25 protein-coding genes and 1 tRNA gene are annotated in these 25263 nt (G+C 65.3%); 14 read left to right on the forward strand and 12 right to left on the reverse strand.

What is annotated here, in order from left to right:
- Window positions 1-7: 7 nt before the first annotated feature.
- On the reverse strand, window positions 8-787 hold the full coding sequence (locus tag ACETPF_RS15855; protein WP_373935519.1) for a transglutaminase-like domain-containing protein: 780 nt from the start codon (window positions 785-787) through the stop codon (window positions 8-10).
- 231 nt (window positions 788-1018) lie between these two features.
- On the opposite strand from ACETPF_RS15855, the gene ACETPF_RS15860 reads away from it, so the two are divergent.
- Window positions 1019-2314: a methyltransferase family protein gene (locus ACETPF_RS15860; protein WP_373935520.1), complete on the forward strand. Its 1296-nt coding sequence runs from the start codon at window positions 1019-1021 to the stop codon at window positions 2312-2314.
- Here ACETPF_RS15860 and ACETPF_RS15865 read toward each other — a convergent pair whose 3' ends face one another.
- Together ACETPF_RS15865 and ACETPF_RS15870 are read right to left on the reverse strand one after the other, a co-directional pair.
- Entirely contained in the window at window positions 2315-3688 is a 1374-nt protein-coding gene (locus ACETPF_RS15865; RefSeq protein WP_373935521.1) for a glutamate--cysteine ligase, read from the reverse strand.
- A 98-nt stretch (window positions 3689-3786) separates the two neighbouring features.
- Window positions 3787-4533: a 16S rRNA (uracil(1498)-N(3))-methyltransferase gene (locus tag ACETPF_RS15870; RefSeq protein WP_373935522.1), complete on the reverse strand. Its 747-nt coding sequence runs from the start codon at window positions 4531-4533 to the stop codon at window positions 3787-3789.
- Between the two features lie 123 nt (window positions 4534-4656).
- On the opposite strand from ACETPF_RS15870, the gene ubiA reads away from it, so the two are divergent.
- Window positions 4657-5559, forward strand: coding sequence for a 4-hydroxybenzoate octaprenyltransferase (ubiA, locus tag ACETPF_RS15875; RefSeq protein ID WP_373935523.1), 903 nt, complete (start codon window positions 4657-4659; stop codon window positions 5557-5559).
- A complete protein-coding gene (locus ACETPF_RS15880; RefSeq protein ID WP_373935524.1) occupies window positions 5556-7013 on the forward strand; it encodes a phospholipase D-like domain-containing protein in 1458 nt (485 codons plus the stop codon). The genes ubiA and ACETPF_RS15880 overlap by 4 nt, the downstream gene beginning before the upstream one ends.
- Before the next feature lie 57 nt (window positions 7014-7070).
- Here the strand turns inward: ACETPF_RS15880 and ACETPF_RS15885 are convergent, their stop codons facing one another.
- Together ACETPF_RS15885 and ACETPF_RS15890 are read right to left on the reverse strand one after the other, a co-directional pair.
- Window positions 7071-7880 carry an NTP transferase domain-containing protein gene (locus ACETPF_RS15885; protein ID WP_373935525.1) on the reverse strand — a complete coding sequence of 270 codons (810 nt, stop codon included), beginning with the start codon at window positions 7878-7880 and terminating at the stop codon, window positions 7071-7073.
- Window positions 7880-8911 carry a D-alanine--D-alanine ligase family protein gene (locus ACETPF_RS15890; protein ID WP_373935526.1) on the reverse strand — a complete coding sequence of 344 codons (1032 nt, stop codon included), beginning with the start codon at window positions 8909-8911 and terminating at the stop codon, window positions 7880-7882. Before ACETPF_RS15890 ends, ACETPF_RS15885 begins: the two co-directional genes overlap by 1 nt.
- A 240-nt stretch (window positions 8912-9151) precedes the next feature.
- On the opposite strand from ACETPF_RS15890, the gene ACETPF_RS15895 reads away from it, so the two are divergent.
- Window positions 9152-9532 carry a hypothetical protein gene (locus ACETPF_RS15895; protein ID WP_373935527.1) on the forward strand — a complete coding sequence of 127 codons (381 nt, stop codon included), beginning with the start codon at window positions 9152-9154 and terminating at the stop codon, window positions 9530-9532.
- 220 nt (window positions 9533-9752) lie between these two features.
- Here the strand turns inward: ACETPF_RS15895 and ACETPF_RS15900 are convergent, their stop codons facing one another.
- Together ACETPF_RS15900 and ACETPF_RS15905 are read right to left on the reverse strand one after the other, a co-directional pair.
- Window positions 9753-11096 carry an alkaline phosphatase family protein gene (locus ACETPF_RS15900; RefSeq protein ID WP_373935528.1) on the reverse strand — a complete coding sequence of 448 codons (1344 nt, stop codon included), beginning with the start codon at window positions 11094-11096 and terminating at the stop codon, window positions 9753-9755.
- 140 nt (window positions 11097-11236) lie between these two features.
- Window positions 11237-13576 carry a TonB-dependent receptor gene (locus ACETPF_RS15905; RefSeq protein ID WP_373935529.1) on the reverse strand — a complete coding sequence of 780 codons (2340 nt, stop codon included), beginning with the start codon at window positions 13574-13576 and terminating at the stop codon, window positions 11237-11239.
- 215 nt (window positions 13577-13791) lie between these two features.
- Here ACETPF_RS15905 and ACETPF_RS15910 point away from each other — a divergent pair, with 215 nt between their 5' ends.
- Window positions 13792-14058 (forward strand): hypothetical protein, encoded by a 267-nt coding sequence (locus tag ACETPF_RS15910; RefSeq protein ID WP_373935530.1) that lies wholly within the window; start codon window positions 13792-13794, stop codon window positions 14056-14058.
- 4 nt (window positions 14059-14062) lie between these two features.
- Here the strand turns inward: ACETPF_RS15910 and ACETPF_RS15915 are convergent, their stop codons facing one another.
- The 3 genes from ACETPF_RS15915 to ACETPF_RS15925 all read right to left on the reverse strand — a co-directional run bounded on the left by ACETPF_RS15915 (window position 14063) and on the right by ACETPF_RS15925 (window position 15248).
- Window positions 14063-14323 carry a hypothetical protein gene (locus ACETPF_RS15915; protein WP_373935531.1) on the reverse strand — a complete coding sequence of 87 codons (261 nt, stop codon included), beginning with the start codon at window positions 14321-14323 and terminating at the stop codon, window positions 14063-14065.
- A 110-nt stretch (window positions 14324-14433) separates the two neighbouring features.
- Window positions 14434-14697, reverse strand: coding sequence for a 3TM-type holin (locus tag ACETPF_RS15920; protein WP_373935532.1), 264 nt, complete (start codon window positions 14695-14697; stop codon window positions 14434-14436).
- On the reverse strand, window positions 14694-15248 hold the full coding sequence (locus tag ACETPF_RS15925; protein WP_373935533.1) for a glycoside hydrolase family 108 protein: 555 nt from the start codon (window positions 15246-15248) through the stop codon (window positions 14694-14696). Before ACETPF_RS15925 ends, ACETPF_RS15920 begins: the two co-directional genes overlap by 4 nt.
- A gap of 719 nt (window positions 15249-15967) precedes the next feature.
- On the opposite strand from ACETPF_RS15925, the gene ACETPF_RS15930 reads away from it, so the two are divergent.
- Window positions 15968-16417, forward strand: a complete 450-nt coding sequence (locus tag ACETPF_RS15930; protein ID WP_373935534.1) for a hypothetical protein — start codon at window positions 15968-15970, stop codon at window positions 16415-16417.
- A 93-nt stretch (window positions 16418-16510) separates the two neighbouring features.
- Here the strand turns inward: ACETPF_RS15930 and ACETPF_RS15935 are convergent.
- Window positions 16511-16587: transfer RNA gene (locus ACETPF_RS15935), tRNA-Pro, on the reverse strand.
- A 202-nt stretch (window positions 16588-16789) separates the two neighbouring features.
- On the opposite strand from ACETPF_RS15935, the gene yajC reads away from it, so the two are divergent.
- From yajC to ACETPF_RS15975, 8 genes are all read left to right on the forward strand, one after another.
- Window positions 16790-17125 carry a preprotein translocase subunit YajC gene (gene yajC / locus ACETPF_RS15940; RefSeq protein WP_373935535.1) on the forward strand — a complete coding sequence of 112 codons (336 nt, stop codon included), beginning with the start codon at window positions 16790-16792 and terminating at the stop codon, window positions 17123-17125.
- An 11-nt stretch (window positions 17126-17136) separates the two neighbouring features.
- Complete coding sequence (gene secD, locus ACETPF_RS15945) at window positions 17137-18735, forward strand: protein translocase subunit SecD (protein ID WP_373935536.1); 1599 nt, start codon at window positions 17137-17139, stop codon at window positions 18733-18735.
- 20 nt (window positions 18736-18755) lie between these two features.
- Complete coding sequence (gene secF / locus ACETPF_RS15950; RefSeq protein WP_373935537.1) at window positions 18756-19745, forward strand: protein translocase subunit SecF; 990 nt, start codon at window positions 18756-18758, stop codon at window positions 19743-19745.
- Between the two features lie 80 nt (window positions 19746-19825).
- Window positions 19826-20134: an Mth938-like domain-containing protein gene (locus tag ACETPF_RS15955; RefSeq protein WP_373935538.1), complete on the forward strand. Its 309-nt coding sequence runs from the start codon at window positions 19826-19828 to the stop codon at window positions 20132-20134.
- Window positions 20135-20240: 106 nt separating this feature from the next.
- Complete coding sequence (locus ACETPF_RS15960) at window positions 20241-21371, forward strand: Ppx/GppA phosphatase family protein (RefSeq protein WP_373935539.1); 1131 nt, start codon at window positions 20241-20243, stop codon at window positions 21369-21371.
- The gene (locus tag ACETPF_RS15965) at window positions 21368-22042 is read left to right on the forward strand and encodes an RlmE family RNA methyltransferase (protein WP_373935540.1); all 675 of its coding nucleotides are present in this window, start codon (window positions 21368-21370) and stop codon (window positions 22040-22042) included. The genes ACETPF_RS15960 and ACETPF_RS15965 overlap by 4 nt, the downstream gene beginning before the upstream one ends.
- Before the next feature lie 19 nt (window positions 22043-22061).
- On the forward strand, window positions 22062-23570 hold the full coding sequence (locus ACETPF_RS15970) for a YifB family Mg chelatase-like AAA ATPase (RefSeq protein ID WP_373935541.1): 1509 nt from the start codon (window positions 22062-22064) through the stop codon (window positions 23568-23570).
- Window positions 23571-23576: 6 nt separating this feature from the next.
- Complete coding sequence (locus tag ACETPF_RS15975) at window positions 23577-23960, forward strand: YkvA family protein (protein WP_373935542.1); 384 nt, start codon at window positions 23577-23579, stop codon at window positions 23958-23960.
- Window positions 23961-24378: 418 nt separating this feature from the next.
- Here the strand turns inward: ACETPF_RS15975 and ACETPF_RS15980 are convergent, their stop codons facing one another.
- Window positions 24379-25104 (reverse strand): hypothetical protein, encoded by a 726-nt coding sequence (locus tag ACETPF_RS15980; protein ID WP_373935543.1) that lies wholly within the window; start codon window positions 25102-25104, stop codon window positions 24379-24381.
- Window positions 25105-25263: the final 159 nt, after the last annotated feature.

Below are 25263 nucleotides of genomic sequence, written 5' to 3' on the forward strand. Positions count from 1 at the left end.
GCGCGGGTCAGGCCCGCGTCACATTGATCGCCTGCGCGTTCATCGTCGCGCCGCCGAAGATCGTCATGAAGGCGATGTCGGTGGCGTCGCGGCCGACGGCGATTCGGACCATCGTTTCGACAGGGGCAAGGCCGGTCGCGTCGACGATGTGCCACGCGCCATCGAGCCACACCTCCACCACTGCATGGAAGTCCGGCGGGTCGAGATCGAGTGCATAGACCGACACCAGCCGCGCAGGGATATCGCGCGACCGGATCAGCGCGGCGGTCAAATGCGCATAGTCGCGGCACACGCCCTGCTGGGCGACGAACGTGTCGGCGGCCGTGGTGACGTTCGTCGAGCTGCCCGGCGCATAGACGAGATTGGCGTGAACCCACTCGACCAGCGCCTTCACCAGCGCGCCACCGTCCAGATCGGGGAAGTGGCCACAGACGAAACTGACGAAACGGTCGGCTTCACAATAGCGGCTGGGCCAGATGAAGGGCAGCACCTCCTCCGGCAGGCTCGGCAGCGGGCTGCGCGGCAGCGCCGCGATGTCAACGGGCGCGCGGTCGACCTCCACCCTCGCGCGATAGGTGCTGACCATTCGCCCCGTGCCGGTGCGGGTCCAGGTGCGGCGGCCGACGCCGCTGCCGCCGCGCTTGTTGGTGAGCGGACCGGCATTGTCGATGATATGCGACTGGGCAATAACCTGCTGGTCGGGCAGCGAGGCCGCCTCCACCGCCAGCAGCACATCGGTGGGCTCGGCAAAATCATAGTCGAGGATCGCTTCGATCGCGACGCGCATAAGGCAGGGATTCCGATTGTCAGAGGGGCAGGCCGATTCGGCCGTTGCGCGCAGCATCGGAGGGATGCAGGAGCGGCGCAAGGGGCGGCTTCGCACGCTACCGATCTTTGGGAAGAGCGACCTGCTGCCCGGTCAGGAAACCTCCCGATGATATCGTCTCCCAGGCTGGGCGACCTTCCCCGAAGACCGCCCTTCACCGCTTGCTTACCATTTTCCGCTAAGCCGCCAGCCATGCACAAGGCCGATCCCTGTCCCCCCTCCGCCGTCAGCCATGGCGTCGGCATCGCCGGGCTGGCGGGGTTGGCGGTGTGGACACTGGTCGCCCGCCATTTCGGGATGAGCGGCCCCAATGCGGGGCTGGCGGCGGTGGCGGCCTGCGGACTGCCGATGGTGCTCTGGTCGCTGGTGGTGGACAAGGTGCATCGCCGCGCGTCGACCGGCATCGACTGGCACGCGCCCAAGCGCTCCCTGCGCGCGGCGCTCGACATCAGCCTCGTCAAGATCGCCGGGCTGTGGGCGACCTGGCTCGCCATCGCCATCTTCTATTGCATCGCCCGCTGGTACTGGAGCGGCAATTACCGCTTTTCGATGGACCTGTTCATCGCGGCAGCGCCCTGGTTGCTGGCGGCGTCCATCCCCTATATCGTCTGGATCGACCGGCGGCTGGCCGAGCCGCGCGACGCTTCCTATCATTTCGGCCAGTGGGTGATCGGCGGCGCGGCGGGCGCGCCCGCCATGGAACAGGTATGGCATCATGCCCGCGCCTGGGCGGTGAAAGGCTTCTTCCTCGCCTTCATGGTCTCGATCGTGCCGGGCAATTTCGCCAGCGTGGTGGAGTGGCGGTGGAGCGACGCGATCGCCAATCCGGTGGCGCTGGCGGGCTTCCTTGTGGCGATCATGTTCATGGTCGATGTCTGCATCGCAACGGTCGGCTATATGCTGACCTTCAAGCCGCTCGATTCGCACATTCGCACCGCCAACCCTTTCCTGAGCGGTTGGGTCGCGGCGCTGATCTGCTACCCGCCCTTCGTGCTGATGGGCGGCGGCGGACCGCTCGACTATCATGCCGGCGGCGCGGAATGGGATGTGTGGACGCAAGGGTCGACCACGCTCCAATGGATATTGGGCGGCTGGCTGGTGCTGCTGACCGGCATCTACGCCTGGGCGACGGTGGCGTTCGGCATCCGCTTTTCCAACCTCACCCATCGCGGCATATTGACCCACGGCCCCTATCGCTGGAGCCGGCACCCGGCCTATCTGTCGAAGAATCTCTTCTGGTGGTTCTCTTCGCTGCCGTTCCTGACGGTCAGCGGGTCCATGACCGACATGGTGCGCAATTGCGCGATGCTGGGCCTCACCAACGCGGTCTATTATTGGCGCGCGAAAACCGAGGAGCAGCATCTGTCCGCCGATCTCGCCTATCGCACCTATAGCGACTGGATGGAGCGCAATGCGCCAGTGCCCCGCTTCTTCCGCTGGGCTACGGGCAGGCGACCGGCCGCGCCCCTGGCGCAGCCGGCGGAGTAGCTAGAAACTCTCCTCCGCATAGATGCGGCTGAGGTCGCCGGCCCATTCCCCATGATAGCGGTTTAGCAGCCGTTCGGCGTTGGTCTTGCCGGTAGCCGCGACCTCTTCGAGGAAGCCGAGATAGCCCGTCTCATTGTCGCCCGCGCCATTGAGGCGGGCGCGGGCGGCCAGCCCCGACCGGGCGATCGCCACGACTTCGCGCGCGATGTCGCGCAGCTTGGCGTTACCGCCGATCGGCGCGTCGAGGCCGAGTTTCGGCACCGAGTCGCGCAGGATTTGCCGCTCCTCCATGGTCCAGTCCTTGACCACATCCCAGGCGGCGTCGAGCGCTTGGCTGTCGTAGAGCAGGCCGACCCACAGCGCCGGCAGCGCGCAGATGCGGTTCCACGGCCCGCCATCCGCGCCGCGCATTTCGAGGAAGCTCTTCATCCGCACTTCGGGGAAGGCGGTGGACAGATGATCCTCCCAGTCCTTTTCGGTCGGCTTTTCGCCTGGCAGCACCGAAAGACGGCCGTCGAGGAAATCGCGGAAGCTGAGGCCCGCAGCATCGATATAGCGGCCGTCGCGGTACACGAAATACATCGGCACATCGAGCGCATAGTCGGCATAGCGTTCGTAGCCGAAACCGTCCTCGAACACGAAGGGCAGCATGCCGGTGCGGTGCGGATCGGTGTCCGACCAGATATGGCTGCGGTAGGACAGGAAGCCGTTGGGCTTGCCGTCGGTGAAAGGGGAGTTGGCGAACAGCGCGGTTGCGAGCGGCTGAAGCGCGAGGGAGACGCGGAACTTCTGCGCCATGTCCGCCTCGCTGCCATAATCGAGGTTGGTCTGGATGGTGCAGGTGCGCAGCATCATGTCGAGCCCCATCGACCCCACGCGCGGCATGTGCCGCAGCATGATCTCGTACCGGCCCTTGGGCATGATGGGCAGGTCTTCGCGGCTTTTGTCGGGCCACATGCCAAGGCCAAGGAAGCCCAGGCCCAGCATGTCGCCGACATATTTGACCTGTTCCAGGTGGTGCCCGGTTTCCGCGCAGGTCTGGTGGAGATTTTCGAGCGGCGCGCCGCTGAGTTCGAGCTGGCCGGCCGGCTCCAGGCTGATCGTGCCGTCGGCGCCGGACAAGGCGATGATATTCTCGCCCTCGAACACCGGCTGCCAGCCATAGCGGGTCAGACCGATCAGCAATGTGTGGATGCCGCCCTTCTCCTCATAGGACGGGGCGTGATGATCGGAGCGAGCATAGACAAACTTTTCATGTTCGGTGCCAATGCGCCAGCGGTCCTTGGGCTTTTCTCCCTTGGCGAAGGCCGCGATCAGCTGGTCGCGGCTTTCGATGACGGGATCATTGCCCCCTGAGTCGGTTCTGGTGCTCATGCCCCGCCCTTAGTCCTTCCCCCAGTCGCGTCAAACAGGACACGCGGCGCACAGATAGGCTGCGCCCCGGACGAACGCAATAACATGGCGAATTGCAACTAACTCCAGTCTCCGTTGATCGCCATCCAGGCTGAGGTGGCGGCGATGGCTGCGGTTTCGGCCCGCAGGATACGCGGCCCCAGAGAGACGGGGACTGCTTGCCCCACGGCGCGAATCGCGTCCCGCTCGGCCGGGTCGAAGCCGCCCTCCGGCCCCACGAGGAAGGCGGCCGGGCCGGAATGGGCGCGCAGCGCCTGCTCCAGCGGCGCGCCGCCGGTCTCGTCGGCGAAAAAGAGGTGGCGGCCGGCAGGCCAGTCCCGCAGCAGCGAATCGAGCTTCACCATCTCGGCAAGTTCGGGGAGCGCAGTGCGGCCGCATTGCTCCGCCGCCTCGACCAGATGGGCGTGGAGCCGGTCGAAATTGAGCTTGTCCACCACCGCGCGGCGGGTGAGCACGGGTAGCAGCCGCGCGACGCCCAGCTCGCATGCCTTTTCGGCGATCAGGTCGATGCGGCCCTTTTTGATCGGGGCGCAGCAGAGCCAGAAATCGGGCACGACCTCCGGCGGCTTCGTCTGAGACACGCACTCCAGCACGAGATCGCGCTTGCGGATGTCGCGCGCGCGCGCCGCCCATTCACCCGACCGGCCGTCGAAGAGCAGGACGATGTCGTCGGGCTTCACCCGCATGACGCTGATGAGATAATGGGCCGGGTTGCCGTCCACGGGCACGACCCCCCCCTCCCCCAACTGCGTTTCGACATGCAGGCGCGGCGCGCTTTGCGGCGGCCAGGCGGGCGTTGCGGTCATCTGGGCCATAAACTCCGTTTCGGCCGAACCCTTTGACAGGCTCAGGACAGGCTTGTTGCAGCCCGGTTCTTCTCTAAAGAGCAGGACTGCCCTTCGACAAGCGCGGGGCGAACGGAGCATGATTTGAACAGCATCGTCCCCGACAGCCAGGCCAGCGGGCTGCTGGCGCGGTTGCCGGAAACGCCGCGCATCCTGATGCAACTCGCCCGGCTGGACCGGCCCATTGGCTGGTGGCTGCTGTTCTGGCCCGGCGCTTGGGCGGTGGCGCTGGCCGGTGGCGGTTTCGCGCGCTGGCCGCTGATCGCCTGGCTGCTGCTGGGCAGCATCGCCATGCGCGGGGCGGGCTGCGTGTTCAACGACATCGTCGACCGCGACATCGACCGGAAAGTTGCGCGCACCGCCGTCCGCCCGCTCGCCAGCGGCGCGATCGGCGTCAAGGCGGCCTGGGCGTGGCTGCTGGCGCTGTGCCTGGTCGGCCTTGTGGTGCTGCTGCAATTGCGTCCCTATGCCCAGATCGTCTCGCTCGGCAGCCTGGTGCTGGTTGCCGCCTATCCCTTCATGAAGCGGATCACCGGCTGGCCGCAGCTCTGGCTCGGTCTCGTTTTTTCCTGGGCGGCGCTGGTGGGATGGAGCGAGGTCTGGGGCGCGCTCACCGCGCCGGGATTGACGCTTTACGCCGGCTGCATCTTCTGGGTGGTGGGCTATGACACCATCTACGCGTTGCAGGACCGGGAAGATGATGCGCTGATCGGAATCGGCTCCAGCGCCCTGTCGATGGGACGGCATGTGTGCGTCGGGGTGGCGATCTGTTACGCGCTGGCGCTCATGCTGTGGTCAGCAACTATCTGGCAGGTCCGGCCGCAGGGGCTGGCGCTGATCGCGCTCCTGCCGATGGCGGCGCATCTGGGCTGGCAGGTCTTGACTTTGAAGGAGGACGGCATCGATCCGCTCGTGAAATTCCGGTCCAATCGCTTTGCGGGCCTGCTCATGTTCCTGGCCTGCCTGACGGTGGGGAGCACTGCATGACCCCGCCGAACCCTGGCGACGATTGCTGGCGCATCGAGCGGGCGGCGAAGGCCAGCGTCATCATCGACGCCGACGCCTATTTCCGCCATGCCCGCGCCGCGATGATGAAGGCCAAGCACCGCATCATGCTGATCGGCTGGGACTTCGACGCCGCCATCAGCCTGATCCGCGAGGACGAGGCGCAGGACGGCGCGCCGGTGGCGATCGGCGAATTCATCACCTGGCTGGTCGAGCGGACGCCGGATCTGGAAATCTTCCTGCTGCGCTGGGATGTCGGCGCCATGAAGTCCATGGTGCGGCCCACCAACCTCTTCACCACGCTCAAGTGGATGGCGCATCCGCGCGTGACGGTAAAGCTGGACAGCCATCATCCGCCTGCCGCCTCGCACCACCAGAAGATCGTGGTGATCGACGACTGTTTCGCCTTTTGCGGCGGGATCGACATGACCGGCGACCGCTGGGACACGCGCCACCACCGCGACGAGGATCCTGGACGCCATCATCCCGACGGGTCGCCCTATGGCCCCTGGCATGACGCGACGACAGCGTTGATGGGCCCGGTCGCGGCGGCGCTGGGCGAACATGCGCGGATGCGCTGGACGGCCGCCGGGGGCGATCCGCTGGAGCCGGTGCCAGGCGTGCTCGACTGCTGGCCCGACGCGCTGCCGGTGATGTTCGAGAATGTCGATGTCGCCATTGCCCGCACCGCGCCGAAGATGGATGATCAGGCCGAAACGACCGAGATCGAGGCACTGTATCTCAAGCAGATCGCGGCGGCGCGGCGGCACATCTATGCCGAAAGCCAGTATTTCGCCTCCCGCCGGATCGCGGAGGCGATCGCGGCGCGGCTGGCGGAGCCGGACGGGCCGGAGATCGTCATCGTCAATCCCGAACAGGCGGACGGCTGGCTGGAGCAACAGGCGATGGACACGGCGCGCGCGCGCCTGTTCGAGGCACTGAAGGCGCGCGATTCCCATGGCCGCTTCCGCATCTATCACCCCTTCACCCAGCGGGGCGCGCCGATCTATGTCCACGCCAAGATATTGATTGTGGACGACCGGCTGATCCGCGTCGGCTCGTCCAACATGAACAACCGATCGATGCGGCTCGATACCGAATGCGATGTCTGCATCGACACCGCGCTGCCGGCCAATGACGGGTGGCAGGCGACGATCCAGCGTGTCCGCGAAGACCTGATCGCCGAACATCTGGATTTGCCGCGCGAGCGGGTGAGCGCGGTGATCGCCGAGCGCGGGCTGGTCGCGGGAATCGAGGAATTGCGCCAGAAGCCCGGCAAGACGCTTCGCCCCTATGTAACCCCCGACCTCAACGAGGTGCAGCAGTGGCTGGCCGACAATGAGGTGCTCGACCCTGAAGGTCCGGACGAAATGTTCGAGCCGGTGAGCGAACGCGGACTGTTTCGGCGGATGAAGGGCTGGTTGGCGCGGGGCTAGACCAAGTGAACAGCGAGTGAGACAGGTGTTTGGCGTTTTCCCGGGGCGGAACGCGCGCTATTCCGCGGCTTGCGACAGCATCGCACGGTCCGCCATCACCGCCTCGGCGATCCGGCGCGAGCGCGCATGGTCGACGTCGATCGCCACCGCCCCGTCGCTCAGGATCACCGGGCTGATCGTCATGCGGAAGCGTCGGGAAAACCGGGCGAACGTGTCCGCCAGAGTACCGATGCCGTAGCGGAAACGAATGAGGTTCAGGAGGCCGAACGCACCGACGATCCGCAGCGGGTGCTTCACGAACTGGCCGCCGGTGCGGAAGGTCTCGGCAGCCTTAAGCGCGGCGCGATTCCGCAGCCAGTAGCCGTTGCAATTGGAATAGCTGTCGTCGGCGAAGCGGTAGAATTTGCGCTGCCCCTCGGGGTGCGCGGCCAGTACGGAGTCGCGCCGGGCGAAGGCGACGGCGGCATCCGCCTGGGCTGCGGCGCAGCCGGCCAGCATCTCGTCGATCGCGGTCGGGCTGAGCAGCACATTGTCGGCGGTGGTGATGAACAGGGGGAACGCCGCGCCTGCGGCCCCGGCGACGACCGAATCGACTAAATTGGGCTGCGCCGCGATCCCCGTCACCCGGCCGTTGGCGACGAGGCCGCGCAGGGCGGGGAGCCGCGCCAGGATCGCGGGATCCTCGATCACCACCCGGATTGCCCCGATGCGGGCGGAGCCGGCCAGCGCCTCGATCACGTGGAGCAGCATCGGCCGCCCGGCGACCGGGACCAGGCATTTATGGCTGACGCCGGCTTCCTGCGCGAGCGGATCGGTCGTGCCGTCGCGCCGGCCGGCGAGCACGATGGCGGTGGTGCGCGCGGACATCAGGCGGCCTCTCGCGCCGGAAGGGCGGTGAGCAGGCCGTGGCGCGCCAGGCTGTGGCCGACGATGGTTTCGACCAGCGCGGCATGATCGACGCCGATGGAAGCGGCCGAACGGGAGATAGTCTTTTTCGACCAGAGATTGCAGGACAGGTTCACTTCCATGAACAATATCTGCCCGCTCGCGGGATCGTAGCGAAATTCGAAGCGGCCATAGTCGAACGGCCAGAGTTCGGGCAACAGCCGCCGGGTCATCGCCTCCAGCCGGGCGCGCAGGTCCATGTCCTCGACCAGCACCAGCGGATCGTCGCCCGCATCGACCAGCCCGCGCTTCTCCGCATAGCTGCGCTCGCGGTGCGGATCGGCGGGGACATACATCATCGGTGGCAAGACCCAGGGGTCGCCCGCGCTGCCGCCCACGACCGGCACGGCGATATCGACCAGCGGCGCCCATTGTTCGACCAGCACGTCATGGCCGAGCGCGAACAGGCTTTCGGCATGGTCGCGCGCCTGCGCCCAGCTATCGACCATCTTGAGGCCCCAGGAGGCGGAGGAGGCGTTGGGCTTGACCACCAGCCGCTCCGCTTCGAACGCCGGGGCGTCGAACAGGCCGCCGCGCCGGAAGAGCTGCGCCGGCATGGTCGCGACGCCGCGCGCGCGGGCGACGAGCTTGCTCAGATATTTGTCGTCGGAAAGGCCCCGCACGATCGGCGACGCGCCGAGGAAGGGCACGGACCGCCAGCTCAGCAGCAGGGGTGCCAGCATCTCGCTGTTCTGGAAGCCGCCGCGATTGAGCAGGGTGACGACGAAATCGACATCGGGCCGATCGAACAGCGCCTCATAGCTGTTGGCGACCTGCACATGAAGGCCGATCGCCTCCAGCGTGGCGCGCAGTTCATGATGATAGACGGCGTGATTGCCATCCTGCGCATCCGGACTGCCGTCGGCGCACGCATGTTTGGCGAGGAAAAGCAGCCGCAGCCGCGCCTTGTCGGTGGCAGGGATGCGGATCAGGCGGGGATGGGTCGCGGTCATTGACCTAGAATAGCCAGACAGCATGACGCCGCGCTTACGGTTGCATTGCAGCAAAATAACCGTGGCGGGGCGGCGCGGTGACGCTTTTGCTGCGCTTTTCTTACGGGTCGCCGGGGAAGAAGAGGCTGAGGGTTCGATGAGAAGTGGTGATGCGGGCGTGAAGAGCGGTATGCGCACCTGTGAGGAGCATGATTACCGAACGGAGGAAGGTTGATCCGTCGAGCAAAAAGGAGGTGAGGCGTGATTTCAAGATTTTATCCAAGTTTTTCTGGGGCATTTCTCGGTTTGGTAATCATGCAGGGTTGCGCCCAGCCAGCTAAGATAAACGCAGGGAGGTCTAGTGAGATAGTAGTTGAGAAGAAGGGAATATTCTTTTCGGGCGAGTATAGCGTGTTTAAGTCATCTGATGGCGACGTCTTCGTCCTTCGTACCCGGGACGAAAAACAAAGCGTGCTGTTTAGTCGACTAGCACCGATGGCGATCGATGCAGAAGACGTATGTCTGTATTTAACGATCCGTGGTAAAATAGGCGGAGAATTAGACTATAATGGCAGAAAAATCTTCGACGTAGGCAAAGTGAAGAAGGCCAGAAAGATTGAGTGTCATTGGGAAATGCTATAATGCCAAACTCTCGTGATAATGGCTCTTAATAAGCAGCGCCGATGACGCCCTGAAGCCTACCTCTTCAAGTTCAAGGCGCGTGACTCGTTTGATGGTTTGGGAGTGGGGTCGATCCGGTTAGCGCTGTTCTTCCACGAGACGCCCCACCCCGACCCCTCCCCTGAAGGGGAGGGGCTATAGGTCATCATCAGCGCTGCTTGGTATAAGATCGTTTCAATATCTATTGCAGCGCGAGCGGCTCCGCCTCCGCCTCCAGTTCCGTGCCCATGACGCGGGCGAGGGTCGGGGCGATCGCGCGCATGTCGATCTGGCCCAAATCCTTGGCTTTGGCGACGCCCTTGCCCATCACGAGGAAGGTGGCCTGAAGGTTGGCGGGGCCAGGGAAATAGCCGTGCATGCCCTTGACCGGGCTGTGGGCAAGGAGCGGCGCGGCAGCCCCCCGGAAGATGTCAGTGACGAAGCCGGGCATCAGATTGACCATGAAAGTCGCGCGCGGATTGCCGCCCAGCAGCGCCACGTCGCGGGTGGTCGCGACCTTGGCGATGCCGTTGGCGGGGTTGGCGGCAAGCTTGTCGAGCAGCGCCTTGACCTTCGCTTTCGTTGCCTCGTCGCCCGGCCGCGCGAGCATGATCGCCGCCGATCCGCCGGCAATCCAGGGCATGGCGGTCCAGGATGCGACCTTGCCGTCCTTGTCCAGCGTGATGAACCCGTCGTCGATGAAGGGGCGGAACAGGTTGATCGCGGTGTGCGTCGCCTCGAACCCATGGTCGCTGACCAAAGCGATCACGGCGTCGGGATGCGCCTTGCGCTCGGCGGCGACGAGATCGCCGACGATCGCATCGATCTTTTCCAAGACCGCCTTCGCTTCAGGCGAATCCGGTCCCTTCGCATGCTGCTCATGGTCGAGCGCGGTCAGATAGACGGTCAGGAATTGCGGCTTGTGCGCGTCGATGAGGGCAGCGGCATAGCGGCCGCGCTTCTGGTCGCCGGGCAGGCTTTCGTCGATGCCCATGGCATAGGGTTCGCCCACCGCCGTTTCCAATTCGTCGCGCAGGCCCGGTGTCGAAAGCGCGTCGAGCAGCTTGGCGTCGTCGGGATGGCCGGTGCGCCAGATTTGCGGCAGGTTCCAGGTCACGCCCTTCGCCGCGACGCTGACCGGCCAGTGGATGTTGCCGGTGGAAAGGCCCGCCTTGGCTGCCGCTTCCCACAGCGTCGGCACCTGGATGTCCTGCGCATACCAGTACCAGCCACCCTGGTTGATGTTGGTGGGGTCGAACGTCGTGTTGGCGTAGATGCCGTGGGTCGCCGGCGCCGTGCCGGTCATCAGCGTCACATGGCTGGGATAGGTCAGCGTCGGCAGCACGCCGGTGACGCCGCTGGCATGCGCGCCTTCGGTCAGGAAGCGGCGGAGGTTGGGGATGGCAAGGCCGCGCTTGCCCGCCTCCGTCACGTCGCCGGGGCGCAGGCCGTCGATCGAGATCAGAAGCACTGGCTCCGCCAGCGCCGCGTTTGGCGCGACGGCGGCGAGGAGGAGAGCGGCGAGCAAGCAGGATTTGCGATTCATGTCTTGGCCTCTTGGCGATAGAATCACCCCTCGCCTTCATGGGAGGGGATGGGCGTGGGGGCTATCCAGATAACGCGGCGCTGAAGGCTTGCCCCCACCCCAAACCCCTCCCCTAAAGGGGAGGGGCTTTTTTTTGTGGATCAGAACCCCGTCTTGAGCGTCGCGAAGAATTGCTGCGGCGCGCCGACCAGCAGGGTCTGCGCGTCGCCGCTATTGCCAAAGCCGCCCGACCCGATGGTGCTGACATAGCGCTTGTCGAACAGGTTGGTGGCGTTCAATTGCACCTCGATCCGGTCGGTGAAGCGATAGCCGATGGTCGCGTCCACCAGCACGCGGCCGGGAACCGACACGTCGTTGGTGTAGCTATAGAAGCGGCGCGACATATAGTTGACGCCGACCCGCGCGATGCGCTTGCCATCGTCGAAGTTGAGTTCGCCGCGCGCCATGTGCTTGGGGCTGTCGACCACGGTCTTGCCCTTGATCGCCGCGACCAGCGCGCCGTTCGAGCTGTTGAACACATCATCGCGATAGGTGGCGTCGGTATAGCTGTAGGAGCCGAACAGGCTGAGCCCCGAGCCGAGGGTCACGGTGCCCGCCGCCTCGATGCCGATCGAGCGGACGCCGCCGACATTCTGGAGCGCCGAGGCCAGGCCCTGGATCGGGCTGCCGACCTGCACCGACAGCAGGCGATTGCGGAAGTTCACCAGATAGGCGCCGATCACGCCGCTGAACGCCGGGCTGTTGTAGCGCAGACCCAGTTCATAGGTGTCCGACTCCTCGGGCTTGAGATCATCCTTGATCGCGTCGAAGCCGGTCTGGCTGGTGCCGAACGGTCCCGTCGTGGTCGCAGAAGCGAAGGCGCGGGTCGACTGGCTGAAGCCGCCGTAGATTTCGGCCTCCGGGCTCAGCTCCACGGCGAAGCCGGCGGTCGGCTGGAACCAGTCGGTGGCATCGATCTTGCCCTGCGGGAAGCTGGCCTGGACCACCGCCTGCGCCTCGTTGGTGACCTTGAAGCCCTTCCATCCGAGGTTGATCGTCACCATGCCCAGGTCGATCTTGTCCTGCACATGATATTGGAAGGTGTCGGTGGTGAAATCGAATTCCCACTGGGTCGCGAACGGGTTCTTCGGATAGTCGCGGAAGGAAAGGCCCGGCTGGGTGCGGCTGGCGAAGGCGTAGAAGCGGCGGGCCTGGTTGAACTTGTTATTCTCATACCATGCGCCCACGTTCAGCGTCTGCACGCCGATGGTGAAATCCACGCTGCCGAACGCGCCATAGCGCTCCATCCCATATTCGGTGGTGCGAACCGACAGGGGAACGCCGTTCGGGCTGGGAACATAGGGCGTGCCCCACAGGCCCATGCCCTCATTCTTGTGGTAATAGCCCTTGAACCGGAAGGTGGCGGCGTCGCCGATCGGGGTGGTCACGCCCACCGCGCCCAGCCAGTCCTTACGCAGGCCCGCGGCGTCATAATAAGCGTCGTCGGCGCTGGTGACATTGCCGGGATAGACCTGGCCCGTGGCGACGGCCGCGCCGCTATAGTCGTAGAGGCCGTCCGGGACCGGCGCGCCGCCGGCGTTGGCGACACGGTCCACGTCGTTCAGTCGATCGGCATAATCGATCGCGCGGGCATAATCGGGATAGCTGTTGTCCCAGTCCCAGCCGAGGCGACGGATCATGCCCATCGACATGTCCTGATAATCCTGCTCCCGCCGGTCGGAATAGCTGAGCCAGCCGTCGATGCTGGCCTCTCCGACCGGGATCACGACCTTGGCATTGCCCATGTGCTGATCCTCCGTGCCGGTGCCCTTATATTTGTCGGTAGAGCCATAGCCGTAGGACAGATAGCCGCGGATGCCGTCGCGGGTGCCGAGCGCCAGACGACCGAAGGCACGCCATGTTTCATTGCTGCCATAGGTCAGGTTGCCCTGCGCGCCCAATGCGCCGCCGCTCAGATAATCGGCCGGGTCGGCCGAGAAGGTCTCGACCGTGCCGCCGAGGTTGCCGGTCGACTGGGTGCCAAGCGAGCCCGCGCCCTGGGCGACGCGGACGCTGCCGATATTCTCGCTGCTGACCGCGCGGGTGATGTGCAGGCCGTTATGATTGCCATAGCTCATGTCGCCGAGCGGGATGCCATCGAAGGTGAAGCCTAGCTGGTTCTGGTTGAAGCTGCGGATGGTGACGCGCTGCGACCATTCATAATTGCCGAACGGGTCGGCCGACTGGAAGTTGACGGACGGCAGCTTCTCGATCGCCTTCAGCGGATTGGTGCCGGGCGTCAGGACCGTGATCTCCTGCGCCTTCAATTCCTGCACCTGGCGGGTTTCGCCCCGGCCGAACACGACGATTTCGGCGTCGGCCGCGACATCGGCGTCTGCCGGCATGGGGGCCGGCGCGGGTGCCGGCGCGGCGTCCTGCGCGAAGACGGGCGTGGCGAACATGGCGGTCGACGCCATCAGCAGCGCGGTGGTGATACGCATAATCTTTAAATCCCCCTCTTGGACCTTCGGGCCGGGGGCGCCCTATCCACGCTATGTTGCACTGCAATGTGCGGGCGTTGACAGGACGACGTCATTTCCGTGACGGGATTGTCATATGGCGGGCGGGGATGTGGGGCCGGCGTGCGGTGGAACCGGCCTGAACACAATGGCTTGTCATGCGTTGACGGTGGCAGAGACAGAAAAAGGATGCCGCCATGACGATTTCCGTGACCTTCCCCGACGGCAATATCCGCGACGTGCCGAGCGCGCTGCGCCCCATATTGGGCGAGGATGGTCGCACTATCTTCCGCAACGAACCGCTCGATTGCAGCGATCGCTGGCGCTTCGTGGCAGAGGATGCCGGCTGGACGGCACGTCCCCGGATCAGCAGCGTGATGCTGGTGCGGTCTGCCGAGGTCGACGAATGGTGGCGCAGCGTCCCGGTGATGGCCGGTCACCCGGCGGAATTGCTCGCGGCCTGACGCGTCAGCCGGGATCGCCGCGCTCGGCCAGGTCCATGAAGGTGCGCGCGGCATCCCGATCCGCAGGGTCCTCGAACACGCGGTCGAGATCGGGGGCATGCCCCAGCAGGAACAGCAGCGACCAGAGGGCGAAGCGGCGACCCCGGTCGGTTTCCAGCCCCAGGTCGACGCGCATCCGGTCGACCCCGTCGGCCAGCGCATCGGGGGTCAGGGCGTCGAGGTCGGCGCTGCCGAAATAGCGCCGCAGTTGATCGTCAAAATCCATTGGGCGACCTTATACCAAGCGGCTCTCATGGGCACCCCTGTCGTGCGGTCCCCCGGCAAAGGAAGGCTCCTCCGCCGGGTAACATGCTGCGCATCCTTCACCCCAGCGCCTTATCGCTCCACCCCCTTCGCCTTGCCCCATGCGCGCGCGGCGGTGTAGCCGAGATAGCCGGTGCCGAAGAGCGCGTAGAGCGGTTCGGGCAGCGCGTTGAAATAGGCGCGCATCGCCGCAATGATCGCCGCCGCCGTCGTTGGCGCGACCCCGGCGATCAGCCCCATCGGCACCGACCAGAGCAGCAGCGCGTACATGACGTAGAGGAAGGCCGGCCGCGCGCGCCGGGTCCACGGGTCGGCGGCGGTGTCGGCGGCGGTCATGCCATGCCCTCCGAACCGATCCGGTTCGCAAGCCAGCCATAGAGGAAGGCTTCGTTGGCCGGTCGCCCCTCCGCGATCGAGACATAATGTTCGCCCTGAAGCGCGTGCAGCGCCTTCACCAGCACCTTGCCTCCCGCCGATCCGCGCAGCGCCTGAAAGGCGCGCAGGGCCGCCAGCGTGCGCGCGCCGACGACACGATCGACCTTAAGGTCGGGATAATCCTTCTGGTTGCGGTTGAGCGCGTTCAGCGCTCGCTGAAGAAATCCCGTCGCGGTCGCCGGACCCATGTTAAACGCCGCGTCGAACAGGGTGGCCGCGACGATCCAGTTGATTTCCGCCACGAAATGATAGCCCGGCTTCTCCCAGTAGAGCCGGCGGTATATCTGCGCCGCGAATGCGCGTGGCAGCGCGCGCATGTCGCCGCGATACCCATTCGCCCGCGCAACCGCGTGGGTGATCCCCATATTGGTCGCCCCGCCGCGATCGGCCGGATGATTGCTATACCCGCCTTCGCGCGCGATGACGCCGTCGATGAGCCTGCCTATGTCCATGGTCGCCTCCGTATGTCGAATGAGGCGAATCAGTTATCCCATTTGGTTTGTTGTAGGACAGAGGCTTATTCGTCTGCTATCGGTGATGCACAGCGATGGGTTGACCGCCCTGGTGATATGTAGTTCCTTCCTATGATGCGGAATAATTCAGATCACATTCCTTGTACGGCCCGCTCTGCATTAGCTCAATCGTTGCTGCCGACGTGCGGGAGAATATGCAATTCAGATATTGGCAGTTCCGTTGAAATTCTTCGTGCTGTGCGCGAGCTATGAGAATGCGACAACCAATTGTAGGCGAAAACCATCATTGGTGGCCTGAAAGCTTATCAAAATCGTGGTGCCGAGCGGATAGGCGGATCATGTCAATCCGATCTAACGATTATCGAAAGCCTTATGCACCTAAATCGATCGGTCGGATCAGCGATGGTCACAACCTCCTGAGAGGTGGTGATTGGGACGAGACATTTGAGCCATTGTTTGATCGGGCCGACAACGATTTTCCTAAAGTCGTAAAATGGCTTAGCGGGCTTTTTCGGAGGCCACCCGATGGCGAAAGTCGCGCCCATGCACCTCTAGCACCCGACTCGCTAATCAGCAGGTTGTCCAATTGTTTAGCATCACTAATTGCCCGCAACCCTACAACCCGCGAGAGCGTTCGCCAGAGCGCGCGAGATTTCCGAAGTCTGGTCGGGCTAGGGTCAGGAGACGTCTCGGACAACTTGGTCGCGGCAGTTATCAAAGATTTGTATCTCGATTATGCGAAGCGTATTCACCGATCGGGCAAGTTTGCCTTCCTCTACGCGCCGGAAGGCAAGGAATTTATCTTCGGCGATGGTTTCCTTCATTCCTTCCTTCCCGTTAGGGGCGGGCCGTTGGAAGCGCACTGCCTTATTCCATTGAGTCCATTCGTCACAGTGCTGTGGTTCTACCCAGCACGTGCCCTTATAAAGCCCCTGGCTGTAACTATCCAATTAACAGATGAAGAGACGTTATTCTGCAACCAAACGATCCAAGTTTACTCCAAAGATTTTATATATTTTCGATCTGTTGAGCCCGAAATTTGCGAAGGATTTGCAGCGGGCGAACGCATACCTTATGACTTAACTGGGCGTCCTCATGCACATCCGATTTTAGACAGTTTGATGGAGGAGGTTCGCAGATTTCGCTAGCCAAGTAGGCGCTGCCGAACGTCCCCTCCCGCGCTATCGCTTGGGAGTTTTTCCGGTGGCCGTCCCCCGGACGGCCACTTGGCCGGAAAAACTTGGTCGGGACGAGAGGATTCGAACCTCCGACCCCCACACCCCCAGTGTGATGCGCTACCAGGCTGCGCTACGTCCCGACCGGAGGGCGCCCTTTAGAAGCAGGCGGGGCAGGATGCAAGGGGCAACTCGCGCCGGTGCCGCGACCCGCCCCGATCCCTAATCATATTGCCTCTGCCCCCCTGTCTGTGTTAGCCGCGCGGGCTTGATCGGCGGGGCCGCAAGGCCGCCAGCCCACCACGAAAAACCCTGCCACGAGAAAATAAGGCGAAAGTCCCACTCATGTTCATTACTCCAGCCTTTGCCCAGACCGCGGGCGGGCAAGCCTCCGGCGCCGGTATCCTGGTGCAGATGGCCCCGCTGGTCCTGATCTTCGTGGTCTTCTATTTCCTGCTGATCCGCCCGCAGCAGAAGAAGATGAAGGATCACAAGGCCAAGATCGACGCGGTGAAGAAGGGCGACCAGGTCGTCACCGGCGGCGGCTTGGTGGGCAAGGTCGCGCGGGTGGACGACATCTATGTCGACGTGGAACTCGCGCCGGGGATGAAGGTCAAGGCGGTCAAATCGACGCTGACCGACGTCATTGATCCCCTGTCCGCCAAGCCCGCGAACGACTGAGCGCGCACCCGATGCTGAACTTCTCGCGCTGGGCGGTCGCCGCGATCATCCTGCCGCTCCTGATCGGCGTGCTGTGCGCCGTGCCGAGCTTCCTGCCCGACAGCGCCGTGGCGCATCTGCCCGGCTTCATGCGGACGCGCGTGAACCTCGGCCTCGATCTCGCCGGCGGCAGCCATCTCCTGCTCGAAGCCTCGACCCAGGATGTCGCCAGGCAGCGCCTGACCAATATGGAGGAGCAGGTCCGCACCGAACTGCGCCGGGGCGAGCCCAAGATCGCGATCGGCGACATTTCCGCGCGCGACGGGAAGCTGAGCTTCATGGTCCGCAACCCGTCCCAGGTGGACGCCGCCGTCGAGCGCATCCGGCCGCTGACGCAGGGGGCGGGCCTCACCGGCCAGCGCGACTTCAATGTCGAGGTGGTGAACAGCTCCACCGTCGTCATCACGCCGACCAGCGCGGGCATCGACAATGCGGTCAAGAGCGCGATGGAAGTCGCGACCGAGGTGATCCGCAAGCGCATTGACGAAATGGGCACGCGCGAGCCGACCATCCAGCAGCAGGGCGACAACCGCATCGTGGTGCAGGTGCCGGGGTTGCAAGACCCCAAGGCGCTGAAGGACTTGCTGGGCCAGACCGCCAAGCTCGAATTCAAGCTGGTCGACACCACCGCCAACCCCGCCGAAGTGGCGCAGGGCCGCGCGCCGGTGGGCAGCGAAGTGCTGCCCTATGCCGACAACCCGTCGGGCGTGCCGGCGATCGCGGTCAGGCGGCAGGTGATGGTGTCGGGCGAGGATCTGACCGACGCGACGCAGGGCTATGACCAGAACAACCAGGCGATCGTCAACATCCGCTTCAACGGATCGGGCGGCCGCAAGTTCGGGCAGGTGACGTCGCAAAATGTCAACAAGCCCTTCGCCATCATCCTCGACGGCCGGGTGCTGTCCGCGCCTAACATCAATGAACCGATCCTGGGCGGCAGCGCGCAGATCAGCGGCAACTTCACCGTGGAAAGCGCCAACCAGCTCGCCATCGCGCTGCGGTCGGGCAAGCTGCCCGTCGCGCTGACGGTGGTGGAGGAGCGGACGGTGGGACCGGGCCTCGGCGCGGACTCGATCCGTGCGGGCCTCATCGCGTCGATCATCGCGGTGGTGGCGGTCGCGGCCTTCATGCTGGTGAGCTATGGTCGCTTCGGTGTCTATGCCAATATCGCGGTCGCCATCAACGTGCTCGTGATCCTGGGCGTGATGGGCATTTTGGGCGCGACGCTGACGCTGCCGGGCATCGCCGGCTTCGTGCTGACGATCGGCACGGCGGTGGACGCCAACGTGCTGATCTACGAACGCATCCGCGAGGAAAGGCGGCGCGGCCGCAATGTCGTCGCGTCGATCGAGCATGGCTATAAGGAAGCGAGCCGCACCATCTTCGAAGCGAACGTGACCCACGCCATTGCCGGCGGCATCATGCTCGCGCTCGGCTCCGGCCCGGTCAAGGGCTTCGCCATCGTGCTGCTGATCGGCATCGCGACCAGCGTGTTCACCGCCGTCACCTTCACCCGCGTGCTGGCGGCCCACTGGGTCCGCACCAAGCGCCCGACCGAAATCAATATCTGACGGGGCGGAAGAGAAAATCCATGAAACTGCTCAAGCTCGTCCCGGACAACACGAATATCGGCTTCGTCGCCATGCGGAAATGGGCGTTCGCGCTCACTGCGCTGCTGACGGTGCTGGCGGTCGGCGCGACCCTGCACAAGGGGCTCAACATGGGCGTCGACTTCGTCGGCGGCCTGATGATCGAGGCGAAATTCCCGCAAAATGTCGAGACCGACAAGGTGCGGTCCACCATCGCGTCGCTGAACGTGGGCGAAAGCTCGCTCCAGCAGTTCGGCGATCCCAAGACGGTGCAGATCCGCCTGCCCCTGCCCGAGCAGGGTGGCGCGGGCGCGGCCAATGCGGTGGTCGAAAAGACCCGGAAGGCGATGGAAGCGCAATTCCCCGGCGTCACCTTCTCCCGCTACGACACGGTGTCGGGCAAGGTGTCGGGTGAACTGATTCAGACTGGCGTACTGGCGGTGATCCTGGCCGTGCTCGGTATCGCGATCTTCTCCTGGTTCCGCTACGAATGGCAGTTCGGTGTCTCCACCTTCGTCGCGATCATGCACGACGTGCTGATGACGCTCGGTTTCTTTGCGGTGACTCAGCTGGAGTTCGACCTCAACATCGTCGCCGCCGTGCTGACGATCGTGGGCTATTCGATCAACGACAAGATGGTGATCGACGACCGCATCCGCGAAAATATGCGGAAATATCGTAAAATGGACATGAAGGCGCTCATCGACCTGTCCGTCAACGAAACGCTGCCGCGCACGGTGATGACCTCGCTGACGATCCTGCTGGCGCTGGGGTCGCTGCTGCTGTTCGGCGGCCATGTGCTGCGCGGCTTCACCGCCGCGATGATGCTGGGCGTGGTGGTCGGCACCTATTCGTCCATCTACGTCTCCTCCTCGCTGCTGATCTCGCTGGGGCTGACCCCGGCGGCGTCGGAAAAGAAGGCCGCGAAGAAGAGCGACTATGCCGGCAATGCCGAGCGGATCGCGCCGCGCGACGACGGGGCGCGGCCCTGAGCGACGCCGGGATTCATCTCCGCCGCGACGATAGTGGGCAGGGACCGATCGTCACCGGCTTTCAGGGGCGCGGCTTTCGTGTGCGCGACGATGTATTCCCGGGCGGCCTGTTGCTGAGCCCGGTCCGCGCGCTCGCCTGGGATCGTGCGCCGGCGGTGGAGGCGCTGACCGTCGCGGCGCTGGGCGATCTGCTGGCGCTCGATCCCGTGCCTGAATTTCTGCTGCTCGGCACCGGCGCCGGGCTGCGCCAGCCGCCGCGCCCCTTCGTGCGCGAGTTGGAATTGCGCGGCATTGGCGTAGAGGCGATGGACAGCCGCGCGGCGGCCCGCGCCTGGGGCGTGCTGCGCGCCGAGGAGCGGTGGATCGTGGCGGCGTTGCTGCCGCTCTGAGCGCCTGAAGCCAGCCGCCTTGCGCGGGCGATATTATCTGCTTAAGACTATGCCCAAGTTCCGGTCCCGCCACGGGATTGGCGATGAGCAGAAGCGAGTTTCGGCCTTGGTGCAGCATAGCCGCCCATCGCCGCAGAGTTCCGGCCCGGCCGGCCGTTCAGCGGGCAAGCGCGCCCGATCCGGCCCGGGCGATGGGAGCAAGGCTGCGGCCCTTCCTCCCCCGTCGGTGCAGCGGGGTTTTTCACCGCATGGTGCGCGCGATCATCGGTTTGACCGCAAATCCTATGCCGCCATCGATCTTGGCACCAACAACTGCCGCCTCCTGATCGCCAAACCGTCGGCGGACGGGTTTATCGTCGTGGATGCCTTTTCCCGCATCGTGCGGCTGGGCGAGGGGCTGGCATCGAGTGGCCGGATCAGCGACGCGGCGATCGATCGCGCGATCGCCGCGCTGTCGGTGTGTGCCGACAAGCTGAAGCGCCGCCATGTGACGCTGGCGCGATCGGTCGCGACCGAGGCCTGCCGCCGCGCGTCCAACGGCGCGGAGTTCATCCAGCGCGTCTATCGCGAGACCGGCATCGCGCTCGACATCATCAGCGCGCAGGAGGAAGCGCGGCTCGCCGTGCTGGGCTGCCACGCCCTGCTGGAGCCGGGCGACGGCCCGGCGCTGATCTTCGACATTGGCGGCGGATCGACCGAACTGGTGCTGGTGGACGCGCATGGCGATGGGGCGCCGACGATCGTCGACTGGGTGAGCGCGCCCTGGGGCGTGGTGTCGCTGACCGAAAGCGAGGCGTTCGATACCGGCGACGCGGGCGAACGGCTGGCCGCCTATGGCCGGATGCGTGCGCGGGTCGCCGACGCTTTCCTGCCGCTCGCCCGCCGCCTGCCGCGCGAGGCGGAAGATATCCGCTTGCTCGGCACGTCGGGCACGGTGACGACGCTCGCCAGCCTGCACCTTGGCCTGCCCCGTTACGACCGGCAGGCGATCGATGGCCTTATCGTGCCGTCCGAATCGATGCGCGCCATTTCCGGGCGGCTGTCGAGCATGTCGCTGGCCGAACGACAGACTCTGCCCTGCATCGGCACCGAGCGCGCCGACTTGGTAGTGGCGGGCTGCGCCATCCTAGAATCCATCCTCGACATCTGGCCGGCGCAGCGGCTGGGCGTCGCCGACCGGGGCATCCGCGAAGGCATATTGCGCGGCCTGATGGACCGCGGCGGGAGGATGATGTGAGGGGGTCGGGCGTCGGCAAGGTGCGGGTCAAGACCGCCAAGGGCCGCACCGCGCAGTCGGTGCGCTGGCTCGAACGCCACCTCAACGACCCTTATGTCCGCAAAGCGAAGGCGGAAGGCTGGCGCAGTCGCGCCGCCTTCAAGCTGATCGAACTGGACGAAAAATTTCACTTCGTGAAGGGATCGAAGGCGGTCGTCGATCTGGGCGTCGCGCCGGGCGGCTGGGCACAGGTGGTGCGGAAGATGGCACCGAAAGCCGCCGTGGTCGGCATCGACCTGCTGGCGGTCGATCCCATCCCCGGCGTCACCCTGTTCCAGATGGACTTCATGGATGATGCCGCACCGGGCCTGCTGCGCGATGCGCTGGGGCAGGCGCCGGACCTCGTCATTTCCGACATGGCGGCCAATACGGTCGGACACGCGGCCACCGATCATTTGCGCACCATGGGCCTCGTCGAAGCGGCGGCCTGGTTCGCGGTCGAAAATCTGCGCAAGGGCGGCACCTTCGTCGCCAAGGTATTCGCAGGCGGCACCGACGGCGACCTGCTGGTGCTGCTCAAGAAGAATTTCACGACGATCAAGCACGCCAAGCCGCCCGCCAGCCGCAAGGGCAGCGTCGAATGGTATGTCGTCGCGCAGGGTTTCAAAGGCAGGGCGGACGAAACGGCCTGAGCGGCCACAAGGGGGATCATTGGTCGCTACGGTTTCGACGGTCGCCTATCTCGGGCTGGAGGCGCGCGGGGTCGAGGTGCAGTGCCAGCTCGTTCCGGGCCTGCCCAATTTCATCCTCGTCGGCCTGCCCGATAAGGCTGTGGCCGAAAGCCGCGAGCGGGTGCGCAACGCAATCGCCGCGATCGGGCTTTCGCTGCCGCCTAAGCGCATCACCGTGAACCTCTCGCCCGCCGACCTGCCCAAGGAAGGATCGCATTTCGACCTGCCGATCGCGCTCGCGCTGCTCGGCGCGATGGGGGTGATCGATGCCGAGACGCTGTCGGGATATATCGTCGTGGGCGAACTGGGGCTGGATGGCCGCACCGCGCCCTCGCCCGGCGTGCTACTGGCGGCGCTTCATGCCGGGGGCCAAGATATGGGGCTGGTCTGCCCGGTCGCGCAGGGAAGCGAAGCGGCCTGGGCAGGACAGGTGGAGGTCGTCGCCGCGCCGGACCTTCTGAGCCTGCTCAACCATTTCAAGGGGACCGCCGCCCTGTCGCCGCCGCAGCCGGGCGTGGTCGAGACGCCGGGGCGGACGGCCGACCTCAAACAGGTGAAAGGGCAGGAAGTCGCCAAGCGCGCGCTGGAGATCGCGGCGGCGGGCGGGCATAATCTGCTGATGGTGGGGCCTCCGGGCGCGGGCAAATCGCTGATGGCGAGTTGCATGCCCGGCATATTGCCCGAGATGACGCCCGCGGAGGCGCTCGAAAGCTCGATGGTGGCGAGCGTCGCGGGGATGCTGGAGGGCGGGCGGATCAGTCGCGCCCGCCCCTTCCGCGCGCCCCATCACAGCGCGTCGATGGCGGCGCTGGTCGGCGGTGGCCTGAAAGCCCGGCCGGGCGAGGTCAGCATGGCGCATCTGGGCGTACTGTTCCTCGACGAACTGCCCGAATTTCAGCGCACTGTGCTCGATTCGCTGCGACAGCCGCTGGAAACGGGCGAGGTGACGGTGGCGCGGGCGAACGCGCATGTGACCTTTCCCGCGCGGGTACAGCTGGTGGCGGCGATGAACCCGTGCCGCTGCGGCCATCTGGGCGACCCGGCGCTCGCCTGCTCGCGCGCGCCGCGCTGCGCCGCCGATTATCAGGCGAAGGTCTCCGGCCCGCTGCTCGACCGCATCGACCTGCATGTCGAGGTGCAGGCGGTGACCGCTGCCGATCTGGTCCTGCCCCCGCCCGCCGAAGGATCGGTCGAGGTCGCCGCGCGGGTGGCGGCGGCGCGGCGGGTGCAGACAGCGCGCTACGCCGGCACGGCCACGCGCACCAATGCGGAGGTGGATGGCGAGGCGCTGGAGGCGGTGGCCGCGCCGGACGAGGCCGGGCGGCTGCTCCTGGCGCAAGCGGCCGCCGCGATGAAGCTCTCCGCGCGCGGCTATACCCGGGTGTTGCGGGTGGCGCGGACGATCGCCGACCTTGCCGGCGCGGAGCAGGTGGGGCGAGTGCACGTGGCGGAGGCTTTGAGCTACCGGCGGCGCGCGCCAGTGAGTTGAGGCGTCATGTGGGCGCGGATCAAGGATTGGGCGGAGCGGTTGAAACGCGACATCGTCGCGCTGTGGATCGCGGCCCGATGCCCCGACACGCCATGGATCGCGCGGATCATCGCGCTGCTGGTCGCAGGCTATGCGCTCAGTCCGATCGACCTCGTCCCTGACTTCATCCCTGTGGCGGGGCTGATCGACGATCTGCTGATCGTGCCGCTCGGGATTGCGCTGGTTGTCGCCTGCATCCCGCCGGCGCTGATGGCGCGCTATCGCGAAGAGGCGGCGGGGATGTTGGAACGCCCCGTCAGCCGAACAGGTGCGATGGCGATCCTGTCGCTGTGGGCCGTCGGTCTGGTGCTGCTATGCCTGGGGGCGGTCAGGGCAGCGGCCGGACGCTGAGCAGCGTGTAGAGGCCGATCATCATGCCGCCGCCCGCGAAGCCGATAAGGAAACGGCGGATGTCGGGCCAAAAATCCAGCTGTTCCATCGCGCGTCCTTTCTTCCGCCCAGGGTCGCAAGCCGATTAGGCGCGGGGGCAGGACACTTCCAGTGACAAATATGGTTAGGGACGCGACGCCCTTCCGTTCGGGCTGACCGAGAGCAGATGCGGGCTTTGTGGCGCTTGCAACCGTTCGAGGCAATGCATTTGGAGCGGATGGCCTGGCTGAGAAACACGGGTGGACCGGCGCAGCCAGTCCGGGCGCTGGTGCGGGGTCACCGCCGCCGCACCAGCAGCGGCAGTCTGGGCGGATCGAGCGCCGTGCGCCATGCTTACGGATAGGGTAAGCCTAAAGCAGCCGCTGCTGCCGTCAGATCATCAGAATTTGAAGATCGTGCCCAGATAGACGGCCTGGCTGTCCTGGCGCTCGTCGGTCATGGGGGCGAGGCGGCCGGCAACGCTGTTATTGTAGCGGACGCCCGCGGTGACGTTCAGGTTGCGCGTCAGCGAATAGGAGCTGGCGAGATCCAGCGAATAATCCTTGTCCGCGGACGGGTTCTTCACGCTGGCGGCAGGCTCGCGGCGGGTTTCGAGCAGCACCTTGGTGCTGAAACGGTCCTTCTTGCCATCATCCAGCGAGAAATTCTTGGCATCGACCATGGTTTCGACCGCGACCGGATCGAGCGCCTTGCGGCCAACCGATTCGGGCAGGGCGAATTTACGCCAGTTGTGCCCGCCATTCAGGCTGAAGGCGACCGGAGTGATGTCGACCGGGGCGAGGGTGCGGTTGACCGTCACGCCATCGTCGGCGGCGCGGACCATGACGGTAACCGAGCGGCGACCGCTGAGCGACCCGCTGGTCGGCGTGAAGCGGAAGCCCTGCCCGCTCGCCTTGGCCGCGATCTTCGCATAAGCGAGAGCGAGCTTGGGATCGCGGATCGTGGGCGTGAAGGAGGAGATGCTGCCGAGCGCGTCGAGCGACACCAGAGGGCCGCCATGCGCCCGCGCCAGATCGCTGGCTGCGCCGAACGCGGGGGACAGCATGAAGCCGGTCACGGCTGCCGCCGCGCCTGCCACTGCCAAATATCCCCTGGTCACACGCATGTCTCGACTCATTCCCCGTTCTTATATCTTTCAAAACGCACTACACCCATAAAGCCGCCACTGGCTAGGGCCACAACGCCTTTTTGTCGGAGCTGTTGCATCGAACACACAGGCTGCGTGCATCATGGCGAGCCGACTCGTCGAGGGCAGGCGCAGCGC

The sequence above is a fragment of the Sphingobium agrisoli genome, assembly GCF_041877245.1.
Lineage (GTDB): Bacteria > Pseudomonadota > Alphaproteobacteria > Sphingomonadales > Sphingomonadaceae > Sphingobium.

Bases quoted from the DNA above. Each gene is read 5' to 3' on its own strand.
- ACETPF_RS15855 (WP_373935519.1), bottom strand. From the start codon at position 787: ATGCGCGTCGCGATCGAAGCGATCCTCGACTATGATTTTGCCGAGCCC.
- ACETPF_RS15860 (WP_373935520.1), top strand. From the start codon at position 1,019: ATGCACAAGGCCGATCCCTGTCCCCCCTCCGCCGTCAGCCATGGCGTC.
- ACETPF_RS15865 (WP_373935521.1), bottom strand. From the start codon at position 3,688: ATGAGCACCAGAACCGACTCAGGGGGCAATGATCCCGTCATCGAAAGC.
- ACETPF_RS15870 (WP_373935522.1), bottom strand. From the start codon at position 4,533: ATGACCGCAACGCCCGCCTGGCCGCCGCAAAGCGCGCCGCGCCTGCAT.
- ACETPF_RS15880 (WP_373935524.1), top strand. From the start codon at position 5,556: ATGACCCCGCCGAACCCTGGCGACGATTGCTGGCGCATCGAGCGGGCG.
- ACETPF_RS15885 (WP_373935525.1), bottom strand. From the start codon at position 7,880: ATGTCCGCGCGCACCACCGCCATCGTGCTCGCCGGCCGGCGCGACGGC.
- ACETPF_RS15890 (WP_373935526.1), bottom strand. From the start codon at position 8,911: ATGACCGCGACCCATCCCCGCCTGATCCGCATCCCTGCCACCGACAAG.
- ACETPF_RS15900 (WP_373935528.1), bottom strand. From the start codon at position 11,096: ATGAATCGCAAATCCTGCTTGCTCGCCGCTCTCCTCCTCGCCGCCGTC.
- ACETPF_RS15905 (WP_373935529.1), bottom strand. From the start codon at position 13,576: ATGCGTATCACCACCGCGCTGCTGATGGCGTCGACCGCCATGTTCGCC.
- ACETPF_RS15910 (WP_373935530.1), top strand. From the start codon at position 13,792: ATGACGATTTCCGTGACCTTCCCCGACGGCAATATCCGCGACGTGCCG.
- ACETPF_RS15915 (WP_373935531.1), bottom strand. From the start codon at position 14,323: ATGGATTTTGACGATCAACTGCGGCGCTATTTCGGCAGCGCCGACCTC.
- ACETPF_RS15920 (WP_373935532.1), bottom strand. From the start codon at position 14,697: ATGACCGCCGCCGACACCGCCGCCGACCCGTGGACCCGGCGCGCGCGG.
- ACETPF_RS15925 (WP_373935533.1), bottom strand. From the start codon at position 15,248: ATGGACATAGGCAGGCTCATCGACGGCGTCATCGCGCGCGAAGGCGGG.
- yajC (WP_373935535.1), top strand. From the start codon at position 16,790: ATGTTCATTACTCCAGCCTTTGCCCAGACCGCGGGCGGGCAAGCCTCC.
- secD (WP_373935536.1), top strand. From the start codon at position 17,137: ATGCTGAACTTCTCGCGCTGGGCGGTCGCCGCGATCATCCTGCCGCTC.
- secF (WP_373935537.1), top strand. From the start codon at position 18,756: ATGAAACTGCTCAAGCTCGTCCCGGACAACACGAATATCGGCTTCGTC.
- ACETPF_RS15975 (WP_373935542.1), top strand. From the start codon at position 23,577: ATGTGGGCGCGGATCAAGGATTGGGCGGAGCGGTTGAAACGCGACATC.
- ACETPF_RS15980 (WP_373935543.1), bottom strand. From the start codon at position 25,104: ATGCGTGTGACCAGGGGATATTTGGCAGTGGCAGGCGCGGCGGCAGCC.